The sequence below is a fragment of the Pseudomonas sp. ABFPK genome, from assembly GCF_001586765.1.
Classification (GTDB): Bacteria; Pseudomonadota; Gammaproteobacteria; order Pseudomonadales; family Pseudomonadaceae; genus Aquipseudomonas; species Aquipseudomonas asiatica.
On sequence record NZ_LQXW01000067.1, the window covers coordinates 201829 to 223012 of the forward strand.

Sequence of the window (21184 nt, forward strand, 5' to 3'; positions counted from 1 at the left end):
CTGAAAAAGCGTTTCAGCTTCCTCCATCACTGCCGATAACCCCTGCACGAATCAGCGGGCATCCAGAACAACAACGCCTGGCGATCGGAGATCAAGCGAGCGAAAAACAACTTCTGGAGAGCGTGCATGAACAGCTGGTTCGCCAACATCAGCGTCAACCTCAAACTCGGCCTGGGCTTCGGCCTGGTACTGATCCTCACCGGCCTGCTGGCCCTGACCGGCTGGACCAGCCTGGGCAGCCTGATTGACCGCAGCAACTGGATGGGCGATATCGGCCAGCTCAACAAGGACCTGACCGACCTGCGCATTGCACGCCTGCAGTACATGATCGCCAACGGTGACGATGCTGCCGCCGCCAACACCCAGACCAAGCTTGACGCCTTCAGCAAGCAACAGGCCTACCTGGCCAGCACCTTCAAGAGCCCGGAAAACATCAAGCTGCTGGGTGAACTGGGCGAGACCATCAGCGCCTACAAGGTGTCGCTGAACAAGATGCGCCAGGGCTACGATGCCACCCGCACCGCGCGCACGGCCATGGACGGCTCGGCCAGCCGTGCCGACCAGGCCATGGACGCCCTCAGCCAGGAAGTCATGGCGCGCCCCGAAGCCGACAGCGTGCGCCTGGCCCAGTACCAGCTGATCAGCAAGGCCCGCCAGCAACTGCTGCAGGTGCGCATCGACGTACGCGGCTACATTGCCGAAAACAGCGCTGCCAACGAGCAGGCAGCCCTGCGCCAGCTGGACACCGCCCTGGCCGAAATCGACAACCTCAAGCGCCAGCTGCCGGCCGAAGACACGCGCCTGCGACAGTTCGAAGGCTCGGTGCTGGCCTACCGTGAAGCCGTACGTCAATTCCGCGATGCGGTCGCCAACATCACCACTGCGCGCGCCGAGATGACCGTTCAGGGTGCCGACATCGTCAAGCGCAGCGACGCTCTGTACCAGATCCAGTTGCAGCGCCGCGACATGGAAAGTACCCAGGCCCGCAGCCTGCAGGCCATCGCCACGCTGCTGGCGCTGTTGGTCGGCGTGCTGGCGGCAGTGCTGATCACCCGGCAGATCACCCGCCCACTGCGCGACACCATGGTGGCAGTTGAAAAGATCGCCAGCGGCGACCTCACCCAGCACCTGCGCGTCACCCGCCGCGACGAACTGGGCGTGCTGCAACAAGGCATCGCCCGCATGGGCACCACTTTGCGCGAGCTGATCAGCGGCATCCGCGATGGCGTCACCCAGATCGCCAGCGCTGCCGAGGAATTGTCGGCAGTGACCGAGCAGACCAGCGCCGGCGCCAACAGCCAGAAGGTCGAGACCGACCAGGTGGCCACCGCCATGCACGAAATGGCCGCTACCGTTCAGGAAGTGGCACGCAATGCCGAGCAGGCCTCGCATGCTGCCACCGGTGCCGATGACGAAGCCCGTGCCGGCGACCGCGTGGTAGGCGAAGCAATTGGCCAGATCGAACGCCTGGCCGAAGAAATGCACCGTTCCACAGAAGCCATGAACCTGTTGCAGCAGGAAAGCCAGAAGATCGGCAGCGTGATGGACGTGATCAAGTCGGTGGCCGAACAGACCAACCTGCTGGCGCTGAACGCAGCGATCGAGGCGGCGCGTGCCGGCGAGGCTGGCCGTGGTTTTGCCGTGGTTGCCGATGAAGTGCGCGGCCTGGCCCAACGCACGCAGAAATCCACCGAAGAGATCGAAGAACTGATCGCCAGCCTGCAGCATGGTACCCAGCAAGTGGCTACGGCCATGCACGGCAGCCGTACCCTGACCGACAGCAGCGTCGAGCTGGCGCGCAAGGCCGGGGCTTCGCTGGAGAGCATCACTAGTACCGTGTCGAGCATCCAGTCGATGAACCAGCAGATTGCCGCAGCGGCGGAACAGCAGAGTGCGGTGGCGGAGGAGATTAGCCGCAGCATCCTGAATGTGCGCGATGTGTCGGAGCAGACGGCGGCGGCCAGTGACGAGACGGCGGCGTCCAGCGTGGAGTTGGCGCGGTTGGGTGGGCAGTTGCAGACGTTGGTCAGCCAGTTCCGCGTCTGATCCTGGAATTTTGGGGCCGCTTTGCGGCCCTATCGCGACACAAGGCCGCTCCCACATTGATCGGCGTACGCAGGTCTTTGTGGGAGCGGCCTTGTGTCGCGATAGGAGGGCAAAGCCCTCCCAGCATTCTGGCAGGTATTACTTGACGATCATGCCTACCCCACGCCCACGCGGATCCGAAGCGGTCTCCAGCTTCGTCCCATCAACCCGGATCGCCTGGATATCCCCCATCTCCCAGCCCTGGTCCTCCAGCACATAGCCCATCTTCTTCAGTTCATCAGCCACCGGCCCGGTAAGCGGTGCATAGCTGTCGAAGTAGATGGTGTCCTTGGGCAGCAACTGATGGTGCACGCGCTGCGCCGCCACCGCCTTGTCCAGCGGCATGCCGTAGTCGTACAGGTTGTTCATCACCTGGAAGATCGAGGTGAAGATCCGCGAGCCACCCGGGGTGCCGATGACCAGCTCGACCTTGCCATCGCGGGTCATCAGGCTGGGGCTCATGGACGACAGCATGCGCTTGCCCGGGGCGATGGCATTGGCATCGCCACCTACCACACCAAAGGCGTTCGCCGCCCCGGGCTTGGCGCTGAAATCGTCCATCTCGTCGTTGAGCAGGAAGCCGGCGCCTTTCACCACCACACCGCTGCCGTAGTCAAGGTTGAGGGTGTAGGTGTTGCTGACCGCATTGCCCTGCTTGTCGACGATCGAGAAGTGCGTGGTCTGGTGCGGTTCCAGGCCCGGCTTGACCTTGTCGGTATCGGAAATGGCCTTCGGGTTGACCTGCGCGGCGCGCTTGGCAAGGTAGTCCTTGGCCACCAGCTGATCCACCGGCACTTTGGTGAAGGCCGGGTCGCCAAGGTAGTCGGCGCGGTCGGCGAACACGCGCTTCTCGATCTCGGCCAACAGGTGTATGTACTGCGCCGAGTTGTGCGCCACACCCTTGAAGTCCGCCGCGCGGTTTTCCTTGATGCCGAGCAGCTGGGCCAGGGCGACGCCACCGGAGCTTGGCGGTGGCGCGGTATACACCACGTTGCCACGCCAGCTCACGGCCATCGGCTCACGCCATACGGCCTTGTAGTCCTTGAGGTCCTGTTTGGTGATCAGGCCCTTGTCGGCCTGCATCTGTGCCACCAGCAGGTCGGCGGTCTTGCCCTGGTAGAACTCGCTCACGCCCTTGTCGGCGATGCGCTCCAGGGTCTGGGCCATTTCCGGTTGCTTGAACAGCTCGCCGACCTTCATGTTGCCGAAGTAGTCGTTGAAATTGGTCGCGGTCTTGAACATGCCCTGGGCGTCGTTGCGGTACTGGTACTGCTTGGCCGCAACCTTGAAGCCGTTTTTCGCATAGCCGATGGCCGGGGTCAGCAGTTCGCTCCAGGGCAGCTTGCCGAACTTCTGATGCGCCTCCCACAAACCCATCACCGTGCCCGGAACGCCAGCAGCACGTGCCCCGACCAGGCTGAGGTTTTCGATGACCTCACCCTTTTCGTCCAGGTACATGTTGCGCGTGGCGGCCTTGGGCGCGACTTCGCGGTAATCGAGGAAGTAGGGTTTGCCGTCGACGAACAGGGTCATGAACCCGCCACCGCCGATGTTGCCAGCCTCGGGATAAGTCACCGCCAGGGTGAAAGCCGTGGCCACTGCCGCATCCACCGCGTTGCCGCCTTTCTTGAGGATATCGGCGGCCACCTGTGCACCATATTGATCGGGCGCGGCCACTGCGCCGCCCTCAAGATTGGCGGCATGGACCGAGGAACAGCTCAGGATCGCGGCTGCGAGAGCCAGGTACTGGAACGGAGCAATACGCATGACACTTCCTTGGTGTTGTTTTTGTTGAGCAGTCAGTAAGGCCGAAGCGCTTCGACTGTGCAATCAATCGCAGGAAGTTTCGCCGCCTGTGGACAGGATCTGTCGCGTTCAGGCAACTCAGCTGGCGTACATCGCCAACTTGCGCTGGATGAAATCGAGGAAGCACTGGATACGCAGCGCCAGCTGGGTGTTGCGGTAGTAAACCGCATGGATCGGCTGGCGGTAGCCGTTGTTGGCTTCGCTCAGCAGCACTTGCAGGCGCCCAGCGCGGATGTCCTCGTGGGTCATGAAGTGCGACAGGCTGACGATGCCCTCGCCGGCCAGCGCCAATTGGCGCAAGGTCTCGCCGCTGGAGGCGATCAGTGACGGGCGAATGCTCCAGCGGTCACCCTGGGCATGGCGCAGTGGCCAATGGTTGAGCGATTCGGGCTGGCTGAAGCCGAGCAGGCAGTGGTTGGCCAGGTCCTCGACCCGCTGCGGCGTGCCGTGCTGCTCGAGGTAGGCCGGGCTGGCCAGCACCTGTACCGGGCTGCATCCCAGGCTGCGCGCGTGCAGGCTGGAGTCGGCGAGTTCACCGATGCGGATTGCCACATCGGTGCTCTGCTCCAGCAGGTCGATGATCAAGTCGTCGGTATTGAGTTCCAGTTCGATACCAGGGTATTGGCGGCGGAACTCGCCGATCCACGGCAGGATGGCATGCAGCATGAACGGCGCGGCGGCGTTGATGCGCAGGCGCCCGGTAGGGGTCTGGCGGTTCATCGACAGTCGCTCTTCCATCTCGTCCATCTGTTCCAGGATCAACCGCGCGCGCTCGAGGAAGAAGCGGCCCTCCTCGGTCAGGTCCATGCGCCGGGTGGTGCGGTTGACCAGCGTGGTACCCAGCTTGCCTTCAAGGCGCGACAGGGTACGGCTGACGGCAGACGGGGTCTGGCCCATCTGCTCGGCAGCAGCGGAAATCGAGCCGCAGTCGATGACGGTGACGAATACCTGGAGTTCTTCGGATCGGGTTTTCACATCTGCGCCTGTGGTTGGTCTCTGCCGGGATAGATAGCCGCTTGTCTAGGCCAAGTCCAGCACAGAAAAACCTTACTGTGCCTTGCCAAACACCTTGTCCAGATGCGCCTCATAGGCTGCCAAAGCAGCCGGCACATCAGGCCGCTTCATCACATCCACCGCCAGGAAAGTCGGCAACCCGGTCATGCCGAGGAACTGGTTGGCCTTGTGGAATGGGAAGTACACCGCGTCCACCCCCTTGCCCTCGAAGAAATCGCTAGGGTCGTCGAATGCCTGCTGCGGTGCATTCCAGGTCAGCGAAAGCATGTACTGCTTGCCGTGCACCAGGCCACCACTGCCGTACTTCTGCGAGTGGTCCGCACGGGTACGGCCGTCGTTGGCATACAAGCTACCGTGGCCGGCGGTGAACACCTCGTCGATGTACTTTTTAACGGTCCATGGCGCACCCATCCACCAGCCGGGCATCTGGTAGATGACCACATCGGCCCAGAGGAACTTCTCCACCTCTTCCTGGGCATCATAGCCACCGTCGATGAAGGTCTGGCGTACATCGAAACCGGCCCGGTCCAGGTGAGCGATGGCCGCTTCGTGCAAGGTCGTGTTCAGACGACCGTCGGAGTGGGCGAACTGTTTACCACCGTTGAGCAAAAGGATCTTCTTCATGCGGGCCTCGCGGAAAAAATTCAGGCCGGCAGGTTAGGGGCTCGCGGGCGCGGGATACAGTAATGCAGCGGCAAAATACAATTGACCTGAAGTCACGAATCAATAATGCATTATTGCCTTAGAATCGCATCACCTCCCATCACCGAGTAGCGACCCATGAGTGAGCAGTACGCCTTCATCCTCAAAGCCAAGACCCGCCCGGAAATGGCTGAAGCGTTCGAAACGCTGTTCCGCGCTTACGTCGAGCCAAGCCGCCAGGAGCCGGGCTGCATCGAGTACCACATGCTGCGCGACAAGCAGGACCCGAGCCTGTTCGTGTTCTTCGAGGTCTGGGCCGACAAGGCCGCGCTGGATGTGCATTCGGCACTGCCGCACATGACCGCGTTCTTCGAAAAACGCATGGACTACCTGGAACGCGATTTCGACATCCAGATGATCGACATGCTCAGCGCATCAAGCGCTAACCGCTGATCAGCAAATGGCCGCCGAGCGCGGCCAGGCCGATGAAGAAGCACCGTTTGAACAGCGGCGTACTGATGCGCTGACGCAGCCACTGGCCGGCCAGCATGCCGACTAAGGCCGGCGCCAGCATCAGCAGCGAAGCACCCAGCGCCTGGCCACCCAGGGCATGCTGCCCGGCCAGGCCAACGGCCAGGGCCAGGGTCGAAACCGTGAACGACAGGCCCAGAGCCTGGACCATCTGATCCCGATTCAAACCCAGGCTCTGCAGGTAGGGCACAGCCGGTATCACGAACACCCCGGTCGCCGCCGTGACCACGCCCGTGACCAGCCCGCAAAGCGGCGCCAGCCAAGGCTCCCGCCCCGGTGCCAGGCGCAGGCCCGGACCGACCAGCCCGTACAGCGCATACACCATCAAGGCCGCGCCCAGTGCATGTGCGGCCCAAGGGCCGCTGTTGATCCCCAGCCAGGCGCTGCCCAGCAAGGTACCGACGAAGATCATCGCCAGCATCGGCCACAGGCGTGCCAGCAACCTCCGCAGGTGCCCCCCACTGGCCAGCTGCCAGAGGTTGGTGAGGGTCGAAGGCACAATCAGCAATGCCGCAGCCTGCGCCGGTGACATAGCCAGGCCCAGCAGGCCCATGGCGATTGTCGGCAGGCCGAGGCCGATCACGCCCTTCACCGCGCCGGCCAGCAGGAAGGTCAGTACCACCGGCAGCGACAGCGCTGGACCAATGTTCTGGTAGAAAGCGAGCAAGGTATTCATGGGCCGATGATGGCGTGCTTCGGCCGGGCTGAAAATCTGCCATATACTCAGCCAGACTCTTGCCAGGACAGAGCCACATGCATTTCGACCTGATCGACCTCAGGCTGTTCCAGCACACCCTGGAGTGCGGCAACATCACCGCCGGTGCCAGCCGCAGCCATCTTTCGCTGGCAGCAGCCAGTGCGCGGATCCGCGCAATGGAGGCTTCGCTGGGCATCCCTTTGCTGGAACGCAACCGCCGTGGCGTGCAAGCAACTCTGGCCGGCCAGGCACTGCTGCAGCATGCCCGGCTGATATCGCAGCAGGTCGAGCGCCTGCAGTTCGACCTGAGCCAGTACGCACAAGGGCAGCAGGGCCAGGTGCGCCTGCTGTGCAACACGGCTGCACTCACGGAGTACCTGCCGGAGCTGCTGGCCGGCTACCTGGCTGAAAACCCAGGCGTCAGTGTGGATGTGCAGGAGTTGCCGAGCCTGCGCATCGTGCAGTCGATTACCCAGGGCATGGCGGACCTGGGCATAGTTTCAACCGCCGCCCCCAGCGAGCACCTGCAGACCCGGCCGTTTCGCGAAGACCCACTGGTGCTTGTAACGCCGCAGCGCCATCCACTGGCCAGCGAGGTAGCGCCGAGCTTCATCGATAGCCTGGCCCATGGCTACGTCGGCCTGGGTGCCGGCAGTGCACTGGCGTTGTACCTGGAAGAGCAGGCACTGCGCGAGGGCCGGCGCATGCGGGTTCGGGTGCGTGCCGAAGGGTTCGATGGCGTGATCCGCATGGTTGCGGGCGGAGCCGGAGTAGGGATTGTGCCGCTGGCTGCGGTGAAGCGCTGGCAAGGGCTGTTGCCGTTGCACTGGGTGGCGCTGACGGAACCATGGGCCAATCGCCGCTTGCTGGTGTGTGCACGCGATTTTGCGGCATTGCCGGGGTATGCCGCAGGGTTGGTAACCACCCTCACCCGCTGACGAAGTGGATGGCACGGGCTTCGCCCGTGTTCGCGGGTGAACCCGCTCCCACAGGATATGTGGTAGCTCTCGAATGGACGCTATACCTGTGGGAGCGGGCGAGCCCGCGAAGCAGGCACCGCGATTGATGGCACGGGCTTCGCCCGTGTTCGCGGGTGAACCCGCTCCCACAGGATATGTGGTAGCTCTCGAATGGACGCTATACCTGTGGGAGCGGGCGAGCCCGCGAAGCAGGCACCGCGATTGATGGCACGGGCTTCGCCCGTGTTCGCGGGTGAACCCGCTCCCACAGGATATGTGGTAGCTCTCGAATGGACGCTATACCTGTGGGAGCGGGCGAGCCCGCGAAGCAGGCACCGCGATTGATGGCACGGGCTTCGCCCGTGTTCGCGGGTGAACCCGCTCCCACAGGATGTGTGGTATCTCTCGGCTGGACGCTATACCTGTGGGAGCGGGCGAGCCCGCGAAGCAGGCACCGCGATTGATGGCACGGGCTTCGCCCGTGTTCGCGGGCGGGCCCGCTCCCACAGGATGTGTGGTATCTCTCGGCTGGACACTATACCTGTGGGAGCGGGTTTACCCGCGAAGAAGGCTCACACACAATGGCGCCATAACGCCCCACCGAAAAGGACTTTCCAGTGGCATCGATCTACCAGCTCAAACCGCACTTTCAGGCCATGCTCCGCCCTGCCGTCCAGCGCCTCCACGACCGCGGTGTCACCGCCAACCAGGTCACTGTCGCCGCCGGCCTGCTGTCGATCCTGCTGGGCCTGCTGCTGGCTGCCCTGCCCCATCTCACCTGGCTGTTCATCCTGGTGCCAGTCTGGATGCTGCTGCGCATGGCACTGAACGCCGTCGACGGCATGCTCGCCCGGGAGTTCGGCCAGCAATCCACCCTCGGTGCCTACCTCAACGAACTGTGCGACGTGATCGCCGATGCCGCGCTGTACCTGCCCTTCGCCCTGCTGGCCGGTGTATCGCCAACCTTGGTCGTGCTCGTGGTGCTCAGCGCCACCTTCAGCGAATACGCCGGTGTCATGGGCCCACTGGCCGGTGCTTCACGGCGCTACGATGGCCCAATGGGCAAGAGCGACCGGGCCTTTGCCTTCGGTGTGCTGGGTACCGGTGTCGCCCTGGGCCTGCTGAATGGCACCTGGCTCAACGGCTTGTTGCTGGTCATCCTCGCACTCTCGCTCTATACCCTCTACAACCGGGTTCGCCAGGGGCTGGCCGAAACCCGCTGAGCCCACTGCCGTCGCAAAAGGATGTCGACCATGCGCCAAGCGCAAGCGCTGCACTTCTCCACCCATGACGGCGTCGAGCTGTATTACCGTCACTGGCCTGCCACGCGTAACCAACACCAGCCACGCCGGGCCGTGGTGATGTTCCATCGCGGCCACGAACACGGCGGGCGCATGGCACACCTGGCCGACGAGCTGGACATGCCGGGCTACGATTTCTTCGCCTGGGATGCCCGCGGCCACGGCCATTCGCCGGGCGCGCGTGGCGACAGCCCGGGCTTCGCCACCAGCGTGCGCGATGTGCAGACCTTCATCGAGCACATCCAGGCCAGCCATGGCATCGCCGAACAGGACCTGGTGGTGCTGGCGCAGAGCGTAGGGGCCGTGCTCGTGGCCACTTGGGCCCACGACTACGCGCCCAAGGTGCGCTGCCTGGTGCTGGCCTCGCCAGCGTTCAAGGTCAAACTGTATGTGCCGTTCGCCCGCACCGGCCTGAAACTGCTGAAAGCCTTGCGCGGAAACTTCTTCGTAAACAGCTACGTCAAGCCCCGCCTGCTCACCCACGACCCCGAACGGGTCATGTCGTACGTGGCCGACCCGCTGATCAGCCGGCCGATTTCGGTAACCATGCTGCTGGGCCTGTACGAAGCCGCCGACCGGGTGGTGGCGGATGCCCAGGCCATTCAGTTGCCAACCCAGCTGCTGGTGTCCGGTGCCGACTTCGTGGTCGAACGCCAACCGCAGGAACGCTTCTTCGAACGCCTGGGCAGTGCGCGCAAGGAAATGCACATCCTGCCAGGCTTTTTCCACGACACCCTTGGCGAGCGTGACAGGGCCCATGCCTTGCGGCGCATCGAGCGGTTTGTCGAACATTGCTTCGCCAGCCCCGCCGCCCTGCCGTCACTGCTCGATGCCGACAAGACCGGCGCCAGCTGCGCCGAAGCCGAAAGCCTGGCCGCACCGCTGCCGCGCAACTCGCCCAGCGACCTTTACTGGCGTGCTACCCGTGCCGGGCTGCGTCTGGGCAAGGGGCTGTCCGAAGGTGTGAAGCTGGGTTTCGATACCGGTTTCGACTCGGGCAGTACCCTGGACTACGTGTACCGCAACCAGCCGACCGGCAAAGGCAAGCTCGGCCGCCTGATCGACCAGAACTACCTCGACGCCATCGGCTGGCGCGGCATCCGCCAGCGCAAGCTGCACGTAGAGGAACTGCTGCGCCTGGCCATCGTCCGCCTGCGCGACCAGCAGCGGCCGGTGCACATCGTCGATATCGCCGCCGGCCATGGCCGCTACATTCTCGAGGCCCTGCAGGAGCTCGAACAGCTGCCGGATTCGATCCTGCTGCGTGACTACAGCGAAATGAACGTGCAGCAAGGCAGCGCATTGATTGCAGAAAAGGGCCTGGCCGACATCGCCCGCTTCGTCCAGGGCGATGCCTTCGACCGCCAGAGCCTGGCCACCCTGGAACAACCACCGACCCTGGCCGTGGTCTCCGGCCTGTACGAACTGTTCGCCAGCAACCAGTTGGTAGGCAACTCGCTGGCCGGCCTGGCGGATGCGCTGGAAGATGGCGGCTATTTGGTCTACACCGGCCAGCCGTGGCACCCGCAACTGGAAATGATCGCCCGCGCCCTCACCAGCCACCGCGGCGGGGAGGCCTGGGTCATGCGTCGCCGCAGCCAGGCCGAAATGGACCAGCTGGTAGAAGCGGCGGGGTTCCGCAAGCTGGCCCAACGCATCGATGAATGGGGCATTTTCAGCGTCAGCCTGGCACAACGGGTGCGCTGAATGAGCCCATCACGCGAGCCCCGGCTGATCCGCCGAGGCGTGTTCTGGCTTCTGTTGCTGGGGCCGCTGTTTTTCCTCAGTTACGGGCTGGCGAACAACCATACCGCCGGGCGCAGTGATGTCGGCAGCCTGGTGTTCGGCTGGGAAAGCCGCATGCCGTTGTGGCCGTGGACGATCATCCCGTACTGGTCGATCGACCTGCTCTACGGTTTGTCCTTCCTGCTGCCACGCACGCGCCAGGAAATGGACCGGCACGCGCTGGCGCTGCTCACCGCGCAGCTGATCAGCGTCAGCTGCTTCCTGCTCTGGCCGCTGCGTTTCACCTTCGAGCGGCCGGAACTGGGCGGGGTGTTCGGCTGGATGTTCGATGTGCTCATGGGCTTCGACAAGCCGTTCAACCAGGCACCGTCGCTGCATATTGCCCTGCTGGTGATCATCTGGACGATGTTTGCCCGGCACGTGCAGCGCCAGCCCTGGCGCTGGCTGATGCATGGCTGGATGACACTGATCGGGGTCTCGGTACTGACCACCTGGCAGCACCATTTCGTCGACGTTCCCACGGGGGCATTGGCGGGGTTCGTCTGCGTCTGGTTGTGGCCACATCAAGGGCAACTGCCCTGGCAGCAGGTGCGCCTTGCGCGGGATGCCAAGCGTTGGCGCTTGGCGTTGTTCTATACAGTGGGTGGGCTGCTGTGCGCGGTGCCAGCCGCTGCGTTCGGCGGTGCCTGGCTATGGTTGACCTGGCCGGCCGTGTCGCTGGCCCTGGTGGCGCTGAACTATGCCATGCTCGGTGCAGGCGGGTTTCAGAAATGCGCCGATGGTCGCTTGTCGAATGCCGCCAGCTGGCTGCTGGCGCCTTATCTGGCGGGGGCGTGGGTCAACTCGCGGTTGTGGACATGGCGGCACCCGCAGGCGGATGAAGTATGTGATGGCGTATACCTCGGTCGGATTCCAGGGCGCGGCGCGCAGTTCGCTGCGGTGGTCGATTTGTGCGCGGAGCTACCGTGTCATGTTCAGCACAGCGCTCCTACACAGGCCGTGTCCGCCGTTGGCTACGCATGTTTTCCTACCCTGGACCTGATCGCCCCGGAAAGCCCATTGCTGCACCAAGCCGCCGTCACCATCGAACGCCTGCGCTCGCAAGGCCCGGTGCTGGTCTGCTGCGCCCTGGGCTATTCGCGCAGCGCCAGCGCCGTGGCAGCCTGGCTGGTGCTCACGGGCCGCTGCAGTGAGGCTCGCCAGGCCGAAGCGCTGATCCGCAAGGCCCGCCCTGGCGTGGTGCTGCACAGCGCACACCGCCAGGCCTTGCAACGGCTAGGGACACAACCATGACGCTGTACGTGGTGGCCAGCCTGCTGGGCCGAGGCAAACAACTGGAACGCCTGTCGGACGGCCTCACCCTGCTGGCCCTGGCCTACGGTTTGGCGCCCTTGCTGGGTGCCCAATTGCAACCGCTGGCCAGCCTGCTGTGCATTGCGCTGCTGGTACTAGGCGTGCTGCACAAGTACTGGGCCATCCGTGTGGCCATCGATGCCCAATTGTTCGCCCGCCTCGCCGCCAGCCGCGACCTGGCGGCGGACACCCAGGCCCTGGACCACGCACTGTTCGAACTGAAACTCAAACCGCAGGCCGCCGACACCCGAGCATGGCCTGCCCGTAGCCGGGCCGCGCTGGGCCTGTTGCGCCGCCAGGCAGTGTGCCTGGGCCTGCAGCTGTCGCTGGCCTTGGCTACCCTGCTGACACTGCCTTTGAAGGGATGACTACCGATCCATGCTCGCCAACCTGACCGCCTACCTCATCACTTCCGCCGCCCGCCTGATCACCGGTGCCCGCGCCCTGTGGCTGGGCTGCACGCCGCTGCCGGTGCAGCGCCTGTATTTCGCCAACCACAGCAGCCATGGTGATTTCGTACTGCTTTGGGCCTCGCTGCCGCAGCCGCTGCGCAAGCGTACCCGTCCGGTAGCCGGTGCCGATTACTGGGCCAAGCCGGGCATTCGCGATTTTCTTATCCGCAAGGTCTTCAACGGTGTGCTGATCAACCGGCAACACAGCGCCGGCCAGGGCAGCCCGTTGCAGCCGATCCTCGAAGCAGTGGCCCAGGGCGACTCGCTGATCTTTTTCCCGGAGGGCACTCGCAATCTCGGCGACGAGCCGCTGATGCCGTTCAGGAGCGGGTTGTATCACTTGGCAGCAGCCAACCCCGAAGTCGAACTGGTGCCGGTATGGATCGCCAATCTCAACCGGGTGATGCCCAAGGGTCGCGCCCTACCGTTGCCGTTGTTGTGCACATTGAGCTTTGGCGAGCCGCTGCACCTGCAGGCGGATGAAAGCAAGCAAGCCTTTCTCGAGCGGGCCAGCCAGGCCTTGCTGAACCTGGCCCCCAAGGATGCCTGAGATGGACGACAACACCCTTTCCCTGTTTGCCGGCATCGGCGCCCTGCTGCTGCTCGCCAGCGTGATAGGCCGCCTGCTCAAATGGCGCGCCGGCCCGGCACCGCACGCGGTGATCGACAACCTCAACGCCCGCATCAACGCCTGGTGGGTGATGGTGCTGGTGATCGGCATCGCCTTCCTGTTCGGCAAGTATGGCGTGATCGTGCTGTTCTACGGCGTGTCGTTCTATGCCTTGCGCGAGTTCATGACGCTCACCCCGACCCGGCGCAGCGACTACCCGGCGCTGGTGGCGGCGTTCTATGTGGCGCTGCCGGTGCAATACGTGCTGATCGCCATGGACTGGTACGGGTTGTTCAGCATCTTCATCCCGGTGTACCTGTTCCTGTTGCTGCCGATCCTGGCCAGCTTCGGCGGCGACACCACGCGCTTTCTCGAGCGCGCCTCGAAGGTGCAGTGGGGGCTGATGATCGCGGTGTACTGCGTATCGTCGGTGCCGGCATTGATGACCCTGGACATCCCGGGTTACGAGGGCCGCAACCTGTTGCTGATTGCCTGGCTGATCCTTGTGGTGCAGATCAGCGACGTGCTGCAGTACGTGTGCGGCAAGCTGTTCGGCAAGCACAAGGTAGCGCCCAACCTGTCGCCATCCAAGACCGTCGAAGGCCTGGCCGGCGGCGTGGCGCTGGCCACCCTGATCGGCGCCATGCTGTGCTGGATCACCCCGTTCAGCTTCTGGCAGGCCGCACTGATGGCGTTAGCGGTGAACGCCATGGGCTTCTTCGGCGGGCTGGTGATGTCGGCGATCAAGCGCGACCGTGGGGTGAAGGACTGGGGGCACATGATCGAAGGCCACGGCGGCATGCTCGACCGCATGGATTCGGTGTGCTTTGCCGCGCCGGTGTTCTTCCACTTTGTGCGGTATTGGTGGGCGTAGCGAAAGTGAGCCTACCGATTAGTGCGAAAGGGCCAACTCTCGCAGTGCAGCCGAAGCCAGAAAACCGGAGCGGGACGCATAGCGATGATCACGCTTCACTTTTTCGTCGATTCGTTGAAGCAGGTTTTCCGGCAGCGTTGCATTGAAGCGAACCGCCTTACCCAGGTACGGGGTGACATCAAAATCCACAACGGCCCAGACCCCGCCTTCATAGTCAGGGTTTGCCACATGGACGTCGACTTCCTGTGCCTGCGGCAATGCCTCGTTATCTGCGACCAACCCTTCAAAATGTAGTGCCAGCGCTTCCTGAACATTCTCCAGTGCTTTTGCAACAGTGGCACCGGCGCTGAAGCAACCGGGCACATCAGGTACGGTCACGCCGTAGTCCGAGTCGGCGTCTTTGTGCAATACGACCGGGAATTTCATTGACTACCTCCGTTGATGCTCGTGCTGGCAGTGCCGTTGGCTTGTATCAAGCCAGCCTGCTTCAAGATGCTGCGTACTGTGCCCTTGGGGAGCTCACTCTTGGGATGAGGAACCGTGACTCGCCCCCTTTTTGTCGGATGCCTGAACTGGTAATGACTACCTTTCACATCAACCTGGTACCAGCCGTCGGCTTCAATAAGCTGGATAACTTCACGACTGCGCATTCATTCTTCCTCGGCAGTCGATGTGTATCATACACACCGAATTGACCAGAACAAAGCGCACTACACACTATGCACACGTATCGCGACCAGCGGACAGATTGGATGGCAAAGTAGGAACATGCCTTCTGACACGTAGGAAATCAGCAAGTACCATCGGGTACCAATACCTCCCTAGGGTATCGGTACCGCCGGTCTGCTACTTGAGGTACGACCGCAGCAACGTCGCCACCTTGTCCGCCTCGTCCTGCCGCTCCTCGGCACTCAGCCCGTCCGCCACCAGGTGTTCGCGGATATGCCCTTCCATCACTTCGGCCATCAGCCCGTTCACCGCACCGCGCACGGCGGCGATCTGCTGCAGTATCGCAAGGCAGTCCTTGTCCTGCTCCAGCGCTGTCTCCAGGGCGGCGGCCTGGCCTTTGATCTTGCGCACCCGGGTCAGCAGCTGCTTCTTGCTCTTCAGGGTATGTGCCATTGGGTTTCACACCATGCTAGGTATACTGGGGTATAGTATATTTCTCGACGTTCCGGGAGCATGATAAACCATGGCGACACAAACCTCAGACCGCTGGCAGCACAGCCACCAGTTCCATACCAGCAACCTGAGCGCCGAGCGCAAGACGCGCCTGGCCGTGTGGCTGACCGCAGTGATGATGGTGGCGGAAATTACCGGGGGCTGGTTCTTCAATTCCATGGCGTTGCTGGCCGACGGCTGGCACATGAGCTCCCACGCCCTGGCCCTGGGCCTGTCGTTGCTGGCCTATGCCGCCGCGCGGCGTTATGCCGGCGACCGGCGCTTTGCCTTCGGCACCTGGAAGATCGAGATTCTCGGCGGCTACTCCAGCGCCCTGCTGTTGCTGGGCGTGGCCGGGCTGATGGCATTCCAGTCGGTGCAGCGCCTGCTGGCACCGGGGCCGATCCATTATGACGAGGCGATCTTCATCGCCGCCGTGGGCCTGGCCGTCAACCTGATCTGCGCCTGGCTGCTGCGTGACGACCATCTCCATCACGATCACGATCATCACCACCATGGCCACGACCATCACCATGACCATGGCCACCATCACCACGACCTGAACCTGCGCTCGGCCTACCTGCACGTGATGGCCGACGCAGCCACCTCGGTGCTGGCTATCGTTGCCCTGCTGGCCGGCAAGTACTGGGGCGCCGGGTGGCTCGACCCGGTAATGGGCCTGGTCGGTGCGCTGCTGGTGGCGCTGTGGGCTCGCGGGCTGCTGCGCGATACCGGGCGGGTGCTGCTGGATGCGGAGATGGACGCGCCGGTAGTGGAGGAAATCCGCGAGGTGGTCGCGCAGCTGCCGGTGCCGGCCAGCATCACCGACCTGCACGTGTGGCGCGTGGGCAAAGACCAGTACGCCTGCATTCTCGGCCTGGCCGCCCGGGCCGAACTCAGCGCCGACAGCGTGCGCATGGCCCTGGGCGTACACGAAGAACTGGCGCACATCACCGTCGAGGTCAACCGCCTGGCATAGCGCGACCAGACAGCTGGACGTCGAGCCCAGGCAACTGCGGCTCGGCCGATGGCCCTATGGTGACGAGTCATTCAGCCAGTCACCAGGAGTTGTGCCATGTCCGATTTCATCACCGTCCTGCGCGAAACCTGCCCGACGCCGGTCGTGGACGCCACCAAGTGGAAGCGCATCGGCGGCGATCCGCACACCGTCAACCTCAACGCCTACCTGTCGGCCGACGGCAGCAAGATCATGGGCACCTGGATCTGCACCCCGGGCAAGTTCGAGGTCAACTACGAGAAGTGGGAGTTCTGCCACTTCCTCGATGGCTACTGCATCATCACCCCGGAAGGCGAAGAGCCGAAGCACCTGAAAGCGGGTGATGTGTTCGTGATCGAACCGGGGATGAAAGGCACCTGGGAAGTGGTCGAGACCGTGCGCAAGTACTTTGTCTTTGCCTGATTCCACAAACCACACATAGCCCTGTAGGAGCAGCCTTGTGCTGCGAAGAGGCCTGCCCCGGCTCAGCACTTGTGTTGCCGTGACTGGCCTCTTCGCAGCACAAGGCTGCTCCTACAAACTGATCCAGGCCTGGCACTCGGGCAAAAAAAAATCGCGGATCAGACGCCCTTCCCTCTGGTGCGCAGTTACAGAGGGAAGGCCGCCTGGCCCGCGATGAAGCCCACCTCTTGCGTCAATCCTTCTTGCGATAACCCTCGACGATGGCTGAGAAGTCCTTGCCGCCTTCGCCGCGCAGACTCATGGCCTGATACAGCTGCTGGGCCACGGCCCCCAGGATCACCGGTTGATGCGCCTGGCGTGCAGCCTCGGTGGCCAGCCCCAGGTCCTTGAGCATCAGCTCGGCGCCAAAGCCACCGGTATAGCCACGCGATGCCGGCGCGGTTTCGATGATGCCCGGCCACGGGTTGTAGGTGTCCGAGCTCCAGCAACGCCCGGTCGAACTGTTGATGATGCCGGCCAGCACCTTGGTGTCGATGCCCAGCGCGTTGCCCAGGGCCATGGCCTCGGACACGCCGATCATCGAGATGCCCAGCAGCAGGTTGTTGCAGATCTTGGCGATCTGCCCGGTGCCGACTTCACCGCAGTGCACGATGTTGCGGCCCATCTGCTCCAGTACCGGCTTGAGGGTGGCGAACAGCTCGGCGCTGGCACCGACCATGAAGGTCAGGGTGCCTGCCGCCGCACCGCCGGTGCCACCGGACACCGGCGCATCGCCCATGTCCACGCCCTTGGCTGCTGCGGCCTTGGACACATCACGCGCCGTCTGCGGGTCGATGGTGCTGCAATCCACGGTCGGCGTGCCGGGGCGAATGCCGGCCAGCACGCCGTCTTCGTTCAGGTACACGCTGCGCACATGGGCAGCAGCCGGCAGCATGGTGATCACCAGCTCGCTGTTGGCCGCCGCGTCCTTGGGCGAAGGACTGATCTGCCCGCCCAGTTCTGCCAGCTCGGCCAGCACGGCCTTGTTCAGGTCGAACAGGTTCAGTTGGTGCCCGGCCTTGATCAGGTTGCGGGCCATGGGTGCGCCCATGTTGCCCAGGCCGATGAATGCGATACGCATGACTCTCTCCTTAGCGCAGGCTGATGGCTTAACGCAGGCTGATGGTGGTGTTCACACCGTCGTTGACGCTGTCATCATCGAACCAGCGGGCGGTGACGGTCTTGGTCTGAGTGTAGAACTGCACCACTTGCTTGCCGTACGGGCCGAGGTCGCCGAGCTTGGAGCCACGCGAGCCGGTGAAGCTGAAGAACGGTACCGGGACCGGGATCGGGATGTTGATGCCGACCTGGCCGACGTCGATTTCGCTCTGGAACTTGCGCGCTGCCGCGCCACTCTGGGTGAACAGGCCGGTACCGTTACCGAACGGGTTGGCATTGACCAGGGCGATGGCCTCGTCAAGGGTGTCGACCTCCAGGGTCACCAGCACCGGGCCGAAAATTTCCTGGGTGTAGACCTGCATGTCGGTCTTCACGCCCGAAAACAGGGTCGGGCCAATGAAGTTGCCTTGCTCGTAGCCCGATACCGTGACGTCACGGCCGTCGAGTTCCAGCTTGGCGCCTTCCTTGATGCCACTTTCGATCAGACCCAGCACACGCTCCTTGGCGCGTTTGGAGACCACAGGGCCGACATCGGTGCCTGGCTCGCAGCCGGCATTGACCTTGAGCTTGCTGGCCGCTTCCTTGATATCCGGCAGCCATTCACGGGCCTTGCCCACCAACACAGCCACCGAGGTTGCCATGCAGCGCTGGCCTGCTGCACCGAAGGCGGCACCGACCAGCGCGTTGACGGTTTGCGTGCGGTTGGCATCAGGCAGCACCACCGCGTGGTTCTTGGCGCCCATCATCGACTGCACGCGCTTGCCGTGCTGGCTGCCCAGGTTGTACACGTGGGTGCCCACTTCAGTGGAGCCGACGAAGGAAATCGCCTTGATGTCCTGGTGGGTGCAAATGGCATCCACCACTTGCTTGCCGCCGTGCACCACGTTGAGCACGCCAGCCGGTATGCCGGCTTCCAGCGCCAGTTCGACCAGCAGCATGGTCGACAGCGGGTCCTGCTCGGACGGCTTGAGCACGAAGGTGTTGCCGCAGACGATGGCCATGGGGAACATCCACAGCGGGATCATCGCCGGGAAGTTGAACGGGGTGATGCCAGCGCATACGCCGATCGGCTGGCGCAGGGTGTAGGTATCGACGCCGCCGGCAACGTTCTCGGCGAATTCGCCCATCTGCAGGGTGCCGATGGAGGCGGCGTGCTCGACCACTTCCAGGCCGCGGAAGATATCGCCTTCGGCGTCGGCCAGGGTCTTGCCCTGCTCGGCACTGAGGACCTGGGCGATGCGTTTGGTGTGTTCGCGGATCAGCGCCTGCAGCTTGAGCATGATGCGCATGCGCGCGCCGATCGGCGTGTTACGCCAAGTCTGGAAGGCGCGGTGGGCAGCGGCGACGGCTGCGTCGACTTCTTCGACGGTGGCGAACGGTACGCGCGCCAGCACCTCTTGGGTAGCCGGGTTGACGATGTCGCGCCATTCGGTGGTCTTGGACTCGACCCATTGGCCGTCGATCAGCAGCTTGACCTGCTCGATTTTGGTCTGGTTAGGGGATTGCGGTGCGTTCATCTGCGTTCTCCTTGGAATTATTGTCGGGACGAGATCGCCATTGCCGGGCAAACGCGAGGTGGCGTCCTGAGGCTTGTTTCGAGTATAGATGTGCAAACATCCAACAAGAACGCACAAAAAAACCGGATCATCATGCAAAAAGACCTTACATCCCTGAGCGCGCTCAACTGGGACGACCTGAAGTTCTTCCTTGAAGTGGCGCGTACGCGCAAGGCCAGCAGCGCCGCCAAGCGCCTGAGCGTGGACTACACCACTGTGTCGCGGCGCATCAGCTCGCTGGAGGGGGCGCTGGGCACCTTGCTGTTCGAGAAATCCCGGACCAACGGCTTTGTCCTCACCGCCGAGGGCCAGCGCTTGCTGGGCTATGCCGAGTCGATCGAGAGCACGCTGCACATGGCCTGCGAGCAGGTATCCGGGTCGGGCGTGGCGTTGTCGGGGCATGTGCGCATGGGCTGCACCGAAGGCTTCGGCAGCTTCTTCGTCACCCCGCAGCTAAGCTACTTCGTCGATGCCTACCCGGCGATTTCGGTGGATATCCTGCCGCTGCCGCACTTCATCAGTCTGTCCAAGCGCGAGGCGGACATCGTCATCGCCCTGGAGCGGCCGGAGCATGGGCCTTATGTGTGCTGTAAGCTGTGCGACTACCGCTTGCGGCTGTACGCGACCCAGGACTACCTGGACCGCCATGCACCTATCAATCAGATCGCGGACCTGGCCAAGCACCCGTTCATCAGCTACGTGGACGACCTGGCGTTCAGTTCGGAGCTGCTGTACCTGGCCAACCTGATCCCCAGCGCCAGCGCGCATTTACGCAGTACCAGCGTGATTGCGCAGTACACGGCAGCGTTGCAGGGGCGTGGGCTGGCGATCTTGCCGTGCTTCCTGGCGGCGCAGGACCCGCGGCTGGTGACGGTGTTGCCGGAGGAGATCGAGGTGACACGGCAGTTCTGGATGTATTGCCGGGAGGATTTGCGCAAGTTGAAGCGGATTACGCTGTTGTGGGACTACATCCGCGGGGTGACCGAGGCGAATGCGCCGTTGTTGATGGGGGAGACCCGGGAGATGCGGTTTGCTCAGGAATAAGGGGCTGCGTTGCAGCCCATCGCCGGCAAGCCAGCTCCCACGGATGCAGCGTTGATCTAGAGGTTGTCGCGGTACCTGTGGGAGCGGCCTTGTGTCGCGAAAGGGCTGCAGAGCAGCCCCGGCAATTTGTGCATCTGCGCTAAAACCCCGGGGGTAACACAGATAATGTGGGAGCGGGTTTACCCGCGAAGCAGACAACTCGGTGCATGGCACCGGCTTCACCGGTGTTCGCGGGTGAACCTGCTCCCACAGGGATATCTGATAGCCCGTAGGCTGTGGTCAGTAGGAAGCCACCACAATGGACACCCGCCGGTTCTCGGTACGCCCGGCGCTGGTGCGGTTGTTCGCCACCGGCTGGCTGCTGCCCAGCCCGCGGGACTGGATGTTCTGCGCCGGCATACCTACCCCGACCAGCGCCTTGGCCACGCTCTGTGCGCGGCGCTCGGACAGCTGCTGGTTATATGCCGCCTTGCCGGACGAGTCGGCATGCCCATCCACCCGCACCCTCTGGATGCCAACGCCGAGCAGCGCCTTGCCAATGCGTTCGACAATCGCCTGGCTCTGGCTGTTGAGGCTGTCCAGGTCGCTGCCGAACAGCACCTTGCCGGACAAATCGTAGGCCCAGCCTTCGTCGGTCGGGGTAAAGCCTTCACGCTTGAGCACGGCAATCTGCTCGGCGGACAGGCCTTTGGGCGGAGCGCTCTGGCAGCCGGTCAGCGCCAGCACGGCGAGCAACAAGGCCCAAAGGGGGAAACGCAAAGCCTGTATCACGGGT

The 21184-nt window shown here is 63.5% G+C and carries 22 protein-coding genes; 12 read left to right on the forward strand and 10 right to left on the reverse strand.

Annotated features, from left to right (window positions below):
- Positions 1-261: 261 nt before the first annotated feature.
- On the forward strand, positions 262-2046 hold the full coding sequence (locus WM94_RS26540; protein ID WP_371264050.1) for a methyl-accepting chemotaxis protein: 1785 nt from the start codon (positions 262-264) through the stop codon (positions 2044-2046).
- A gap of 138 nt (positions 2047-2184) precedes the next feature.
- Here the strand turns inward: WM94_RS26540 and ggt are convergent, their stop codons facing one another.
- The 3 genes from ggt to WM94_RS26555 all read right to left on the reverse strand — a co-directional run bounded on the left by ggt (position 2185) and on the right by WM94_RS26555 (position 5529).
- Positions 2185-3852, reverse strand: coding sequence for a gamma-glutamyltransferase (gene ggt / locus WM94_RS26545; RefSeq protein WP_013974228.1), 1668 nt, complete (start codon positions 3850-3852; stop codon positions 2185-2187).
- A gap of 117 nt (positions 3853-3969) precedes the next feature.
- On the reverse strand, positions 3970-4866 hold the full coding sequence (locus tag WM94_RS26550) for a LysR family transcriptional regulator (RefSeq protein WP_015271809.1): 897 nt from the start codon (positions 4864-4866) through the stop codon (positions 3970-3972).
- A 72-nt stretch (positions 4867-4938) separates the two neighbouring features.
- On the reverse strand, positions 4939-5529 hold the full coding sequence (locus tag WM94_RS26555; RefSeq protein WP_015271810.1) for an NAD(P)H-dependent oxidoreductase: 591 nt from the start codon (positions 5527-5529) through the stop codon (positions 4939-4941).
- A 156-nt stretch (positions 5530-5685) separates the two neighbouring features.
- On the opposite strand from WM94_RS26555, the gene WM94_RS26560 reads away from it, so the two are divergent.
- On the forward strand, positions 5686-6000 hold the full coding sequence (locus WM94_RS26560) for a putative quinol monooxygenase (protein ID WP_003258316.1): 315 nt from the start codon (positions 5686-5688) through the stop codon (positions 5998-6000).
- Here the strand turns inward: WM94_RS26560 and WM94_RS26565 are convergent.
- Complete coding sequence (locus tag WM94_RS26565; RefSeq protein WP_061552490.1) at positions 5990-6754, reverse strand: sulfite exporter TauE/SafE family protein; 765 nt, start codon at positions 6752-6754, stop codon at positions 5990-5992. The genes WM94_RS26560 and WM94_RS26565 overlap by 11 nt on opposite strands.
- Positions 6755-6831: 77 nt before the next feature.
- Between WM94_RS26565 and WM94_RS26570 the strand changes: the two genes are divergently transcribed.
- The 7 genes from WM94_RS26570 to WM94_RS26600 all read left to right on the forward strand — a co-directional run bounded on the left by WM94_RS26570 (position 6832) and on the right by WM94_RS26600 (position 14070).
- Entirely contained in the window at positions 6832-7713 is an 882-nt protein-coding gene (locus tag WM94_RS26570) for a LysR substrate-binding domain-containing protein (RefSeq protein ID WP_061552491.1), read from the forward strand.
- 638 nt (positions 7714-8351) lie between these two features.
- Positions 8352-8957 (forward strand): CDP-alcohol phosphatidyltransferase family protein, encoded by a 606-nt coding sequence (locus tag WM94_RS26575; RefSeq protein ID WP_061552492.1) that lies wholly within the window; start codon positions 8352-8354, stop codon positions 8955-8957.
- A 30-nt stretch (positions 8958-8987) separates the two neighbouring features.
- Positions 8988-10742: a bifunctional alpha/beta hydrolase/class I SAM-dependent methyltransferase gene (locus WM94_RS26580; RefSeq protein ID WP_061552493.1), complete on the forward strand. Its 1755-nt coding sequence runs from the start codon at positions 8988-8990 to the stop codon at positions 10740-10742.
- Positions 10743-12074 (forward strand): phosphatase PAP2/dual specificity phosphatase family protein, encoded by a 1332-nt coding sequence (locus tag WM94_RS26585; RefSeq protein ID WP_061552494.1) that lies wholly within the window; start codon positions 10743-10745, stop codon positions 12072-12074.
- Positions 12071-12502 (forward strand): hypothetical protein, encoded by a 432-nt coding sequence (locus WM94_RS26590; RefSeq protein WP_061552495.1) that lies wholly within the window; start codon positions 12071-12073, stop codon positions 12500-12502. The genes WM94_RS26585 and WM94_RS26590 overlap by 4 nt, the downstream gene beginning before the upstream one ends.
- A 10-nt stretch (positions 12503-12512) precedes the next feature.
- Complete coding sequence (locus WM94_RS26595; protein WP_025340660.1) at positions 12513-13136, forward strand: lysophospholipid acyltransferase family protein; 624 nt, start codon at positions 12513-12515, stop codon at positions 13134-13136.
- 1 nt (position 13137) lies between these two features.
- On the forward strand, positions 13138-14070 hold the full coding sequence (locus WM94_RS26600) for a phosphatidate cytidylyltransferase (protein ID WP_039613060.1): 933 nt from the start codon (positions 13138-13140) through the stop codon (positions 14068-14070).
- An 18-nt stretch (positions 14071-14088) separates the two neighbouring features.
- Here the strand turns inward: WM94_RS26600 and WM94_RS26605 are convergent, their stop codons facing one another.
- The 3 genes from WM94_RS26605 to WM94_RS26615 all read right to left on the reverse strand — a co-directional run bounded on the left by WM94_RS26605 (position 14089) and on the right by WM94_RS26615 (position 15192).
- Positions 14089-14496, reverse strand: coding sequence for a type II toxin-antitoxin system HicB family antitoxin (locus WM94_RS26605; protein ID WP_003258416.1), 408 nt, complete (start codon positions 14494-14496; stop codon positions 14089-14091).
- Positions 14493-14720 carry a type II toxin-antitoxin system HicA family toxin gene (locus WM94_RS26610; protein ID WP_003258415.1) on the reverse strand — a complete coding sequence of 76 codons (228 nt, stop codon included), beginning with the start codon at positions 14718-14720 and terminating at the stop codon, positions 14493-14495. The genes WM94_RS26605 and WM94_RS26610 overlap by 4 nt, the downstream gene beginning before the upstream one ends.
- A 196-nt stretch (positions 14721-14916) precedes the next feature.
- On the reverse strand, positions 14917-15192 hold the full coding sequence (locus WM94_RS26615; RefSeq protein WP_003258414.1) for a metal/formaldehyde-sensitive transcriptional repressor: 276 nt from the start codon (positions 15190-15192) through the stop codon (positions 14917-14919).
- A gap of 70 nt (positions 15193-15262) precedes the next feature.
- Here WM94_RS26615 and dmeF point away from each other — a divergent pair, with 70 nt between their 5' ends.
- The gene (gene dmeF / locus WM94_RS26620; protein ID WP_061552496.1) at positions 15263-16210 is read left to right on the forward strand and encodes a CDF family Co(II)/Ni(II) efflux transporter DmeF; all 948 of its coding nucleotides are present in this window, start codon (positions 15263-15265) and stop codon (positions 16208-16210) included.
- Positions 16211-16306: 96 nt separating this feature from the next.
- A complete protein-coding gene (locus WM94_RS26625; RefSeq protein WP_003258412.1) occupies positions 16307-16651 on the forward strand; it encodes a cupin domain-containing protein in 345 nt (114 codons plus the stop codon).
- A gap of 232 nt (positions 16652-16883) precedes the next feature.
- Here WM94_RS26625 and mmsB read toward each other — a convergent pair whose 3' ends face one another.
- Both mmsB and WM94_RS26635 read right to left on the reverse strand, forming a co-directional pair.
- Positions 16884-17771 (reverse strand): 3-hydroxyisobutyrate dehydrogenase, encoded by an 888-nt coding sequence (mmsB, locus tag WM94_RS26630; protein ID WP_039613062.1) that lies wholly within the window; start codon positions 17769-17771, stop codon positions 16884-16886.
- A gap of 28 nt (positions 17772-17799) precedes the next feature.
- Positions 17800-19326: a CoA-acylating methylmalonate-semialdehyde dehydrogenase gene (locus WM94_RS26635; protein ID WP_061552497.1), complete on the reverse strand. Its 1527-nt coding sequence runs from the start codon at positions 19324-19326 to the stop codon at positions 17800-17802.
- A 132-nt stretch (positions 19327-19458) separates the two neighbouring features.
- Here WM94_RS26635 and WM94_RS26640 point away from each other — a divergent pair, with 132 nt between their 5' ends.
- Positions 19459-20409 (forward strand): LysR family transcriptional regulator, encoded by a 951-nt coding sequence (locus WM94_RS26640; RefSeq protein WP_061552498.1) that lies wholly within the window; start codon positions 19459-19461, stop codon positions 20407-20409.
- A gap of 279 nt (positions 20410-20688) precedes the next feature.
- On the opposite strand, the gene WM94_RS26645 is transcribed toward WM94_RS26640, so the two are convergent.
- Positions 20689-21180: an OmpA family protein gene (locus WM94_RS26645; RefSeq protein ID WP_061552499.1), complete on the reverse strand. Its 492-nt coding sequence runs from the start codon at positions 21178-21180 to the stop codon at positions 20689-20691.
- Between the last annotated feature and the right edge of the window lie 4 nt (positions 21181-21184).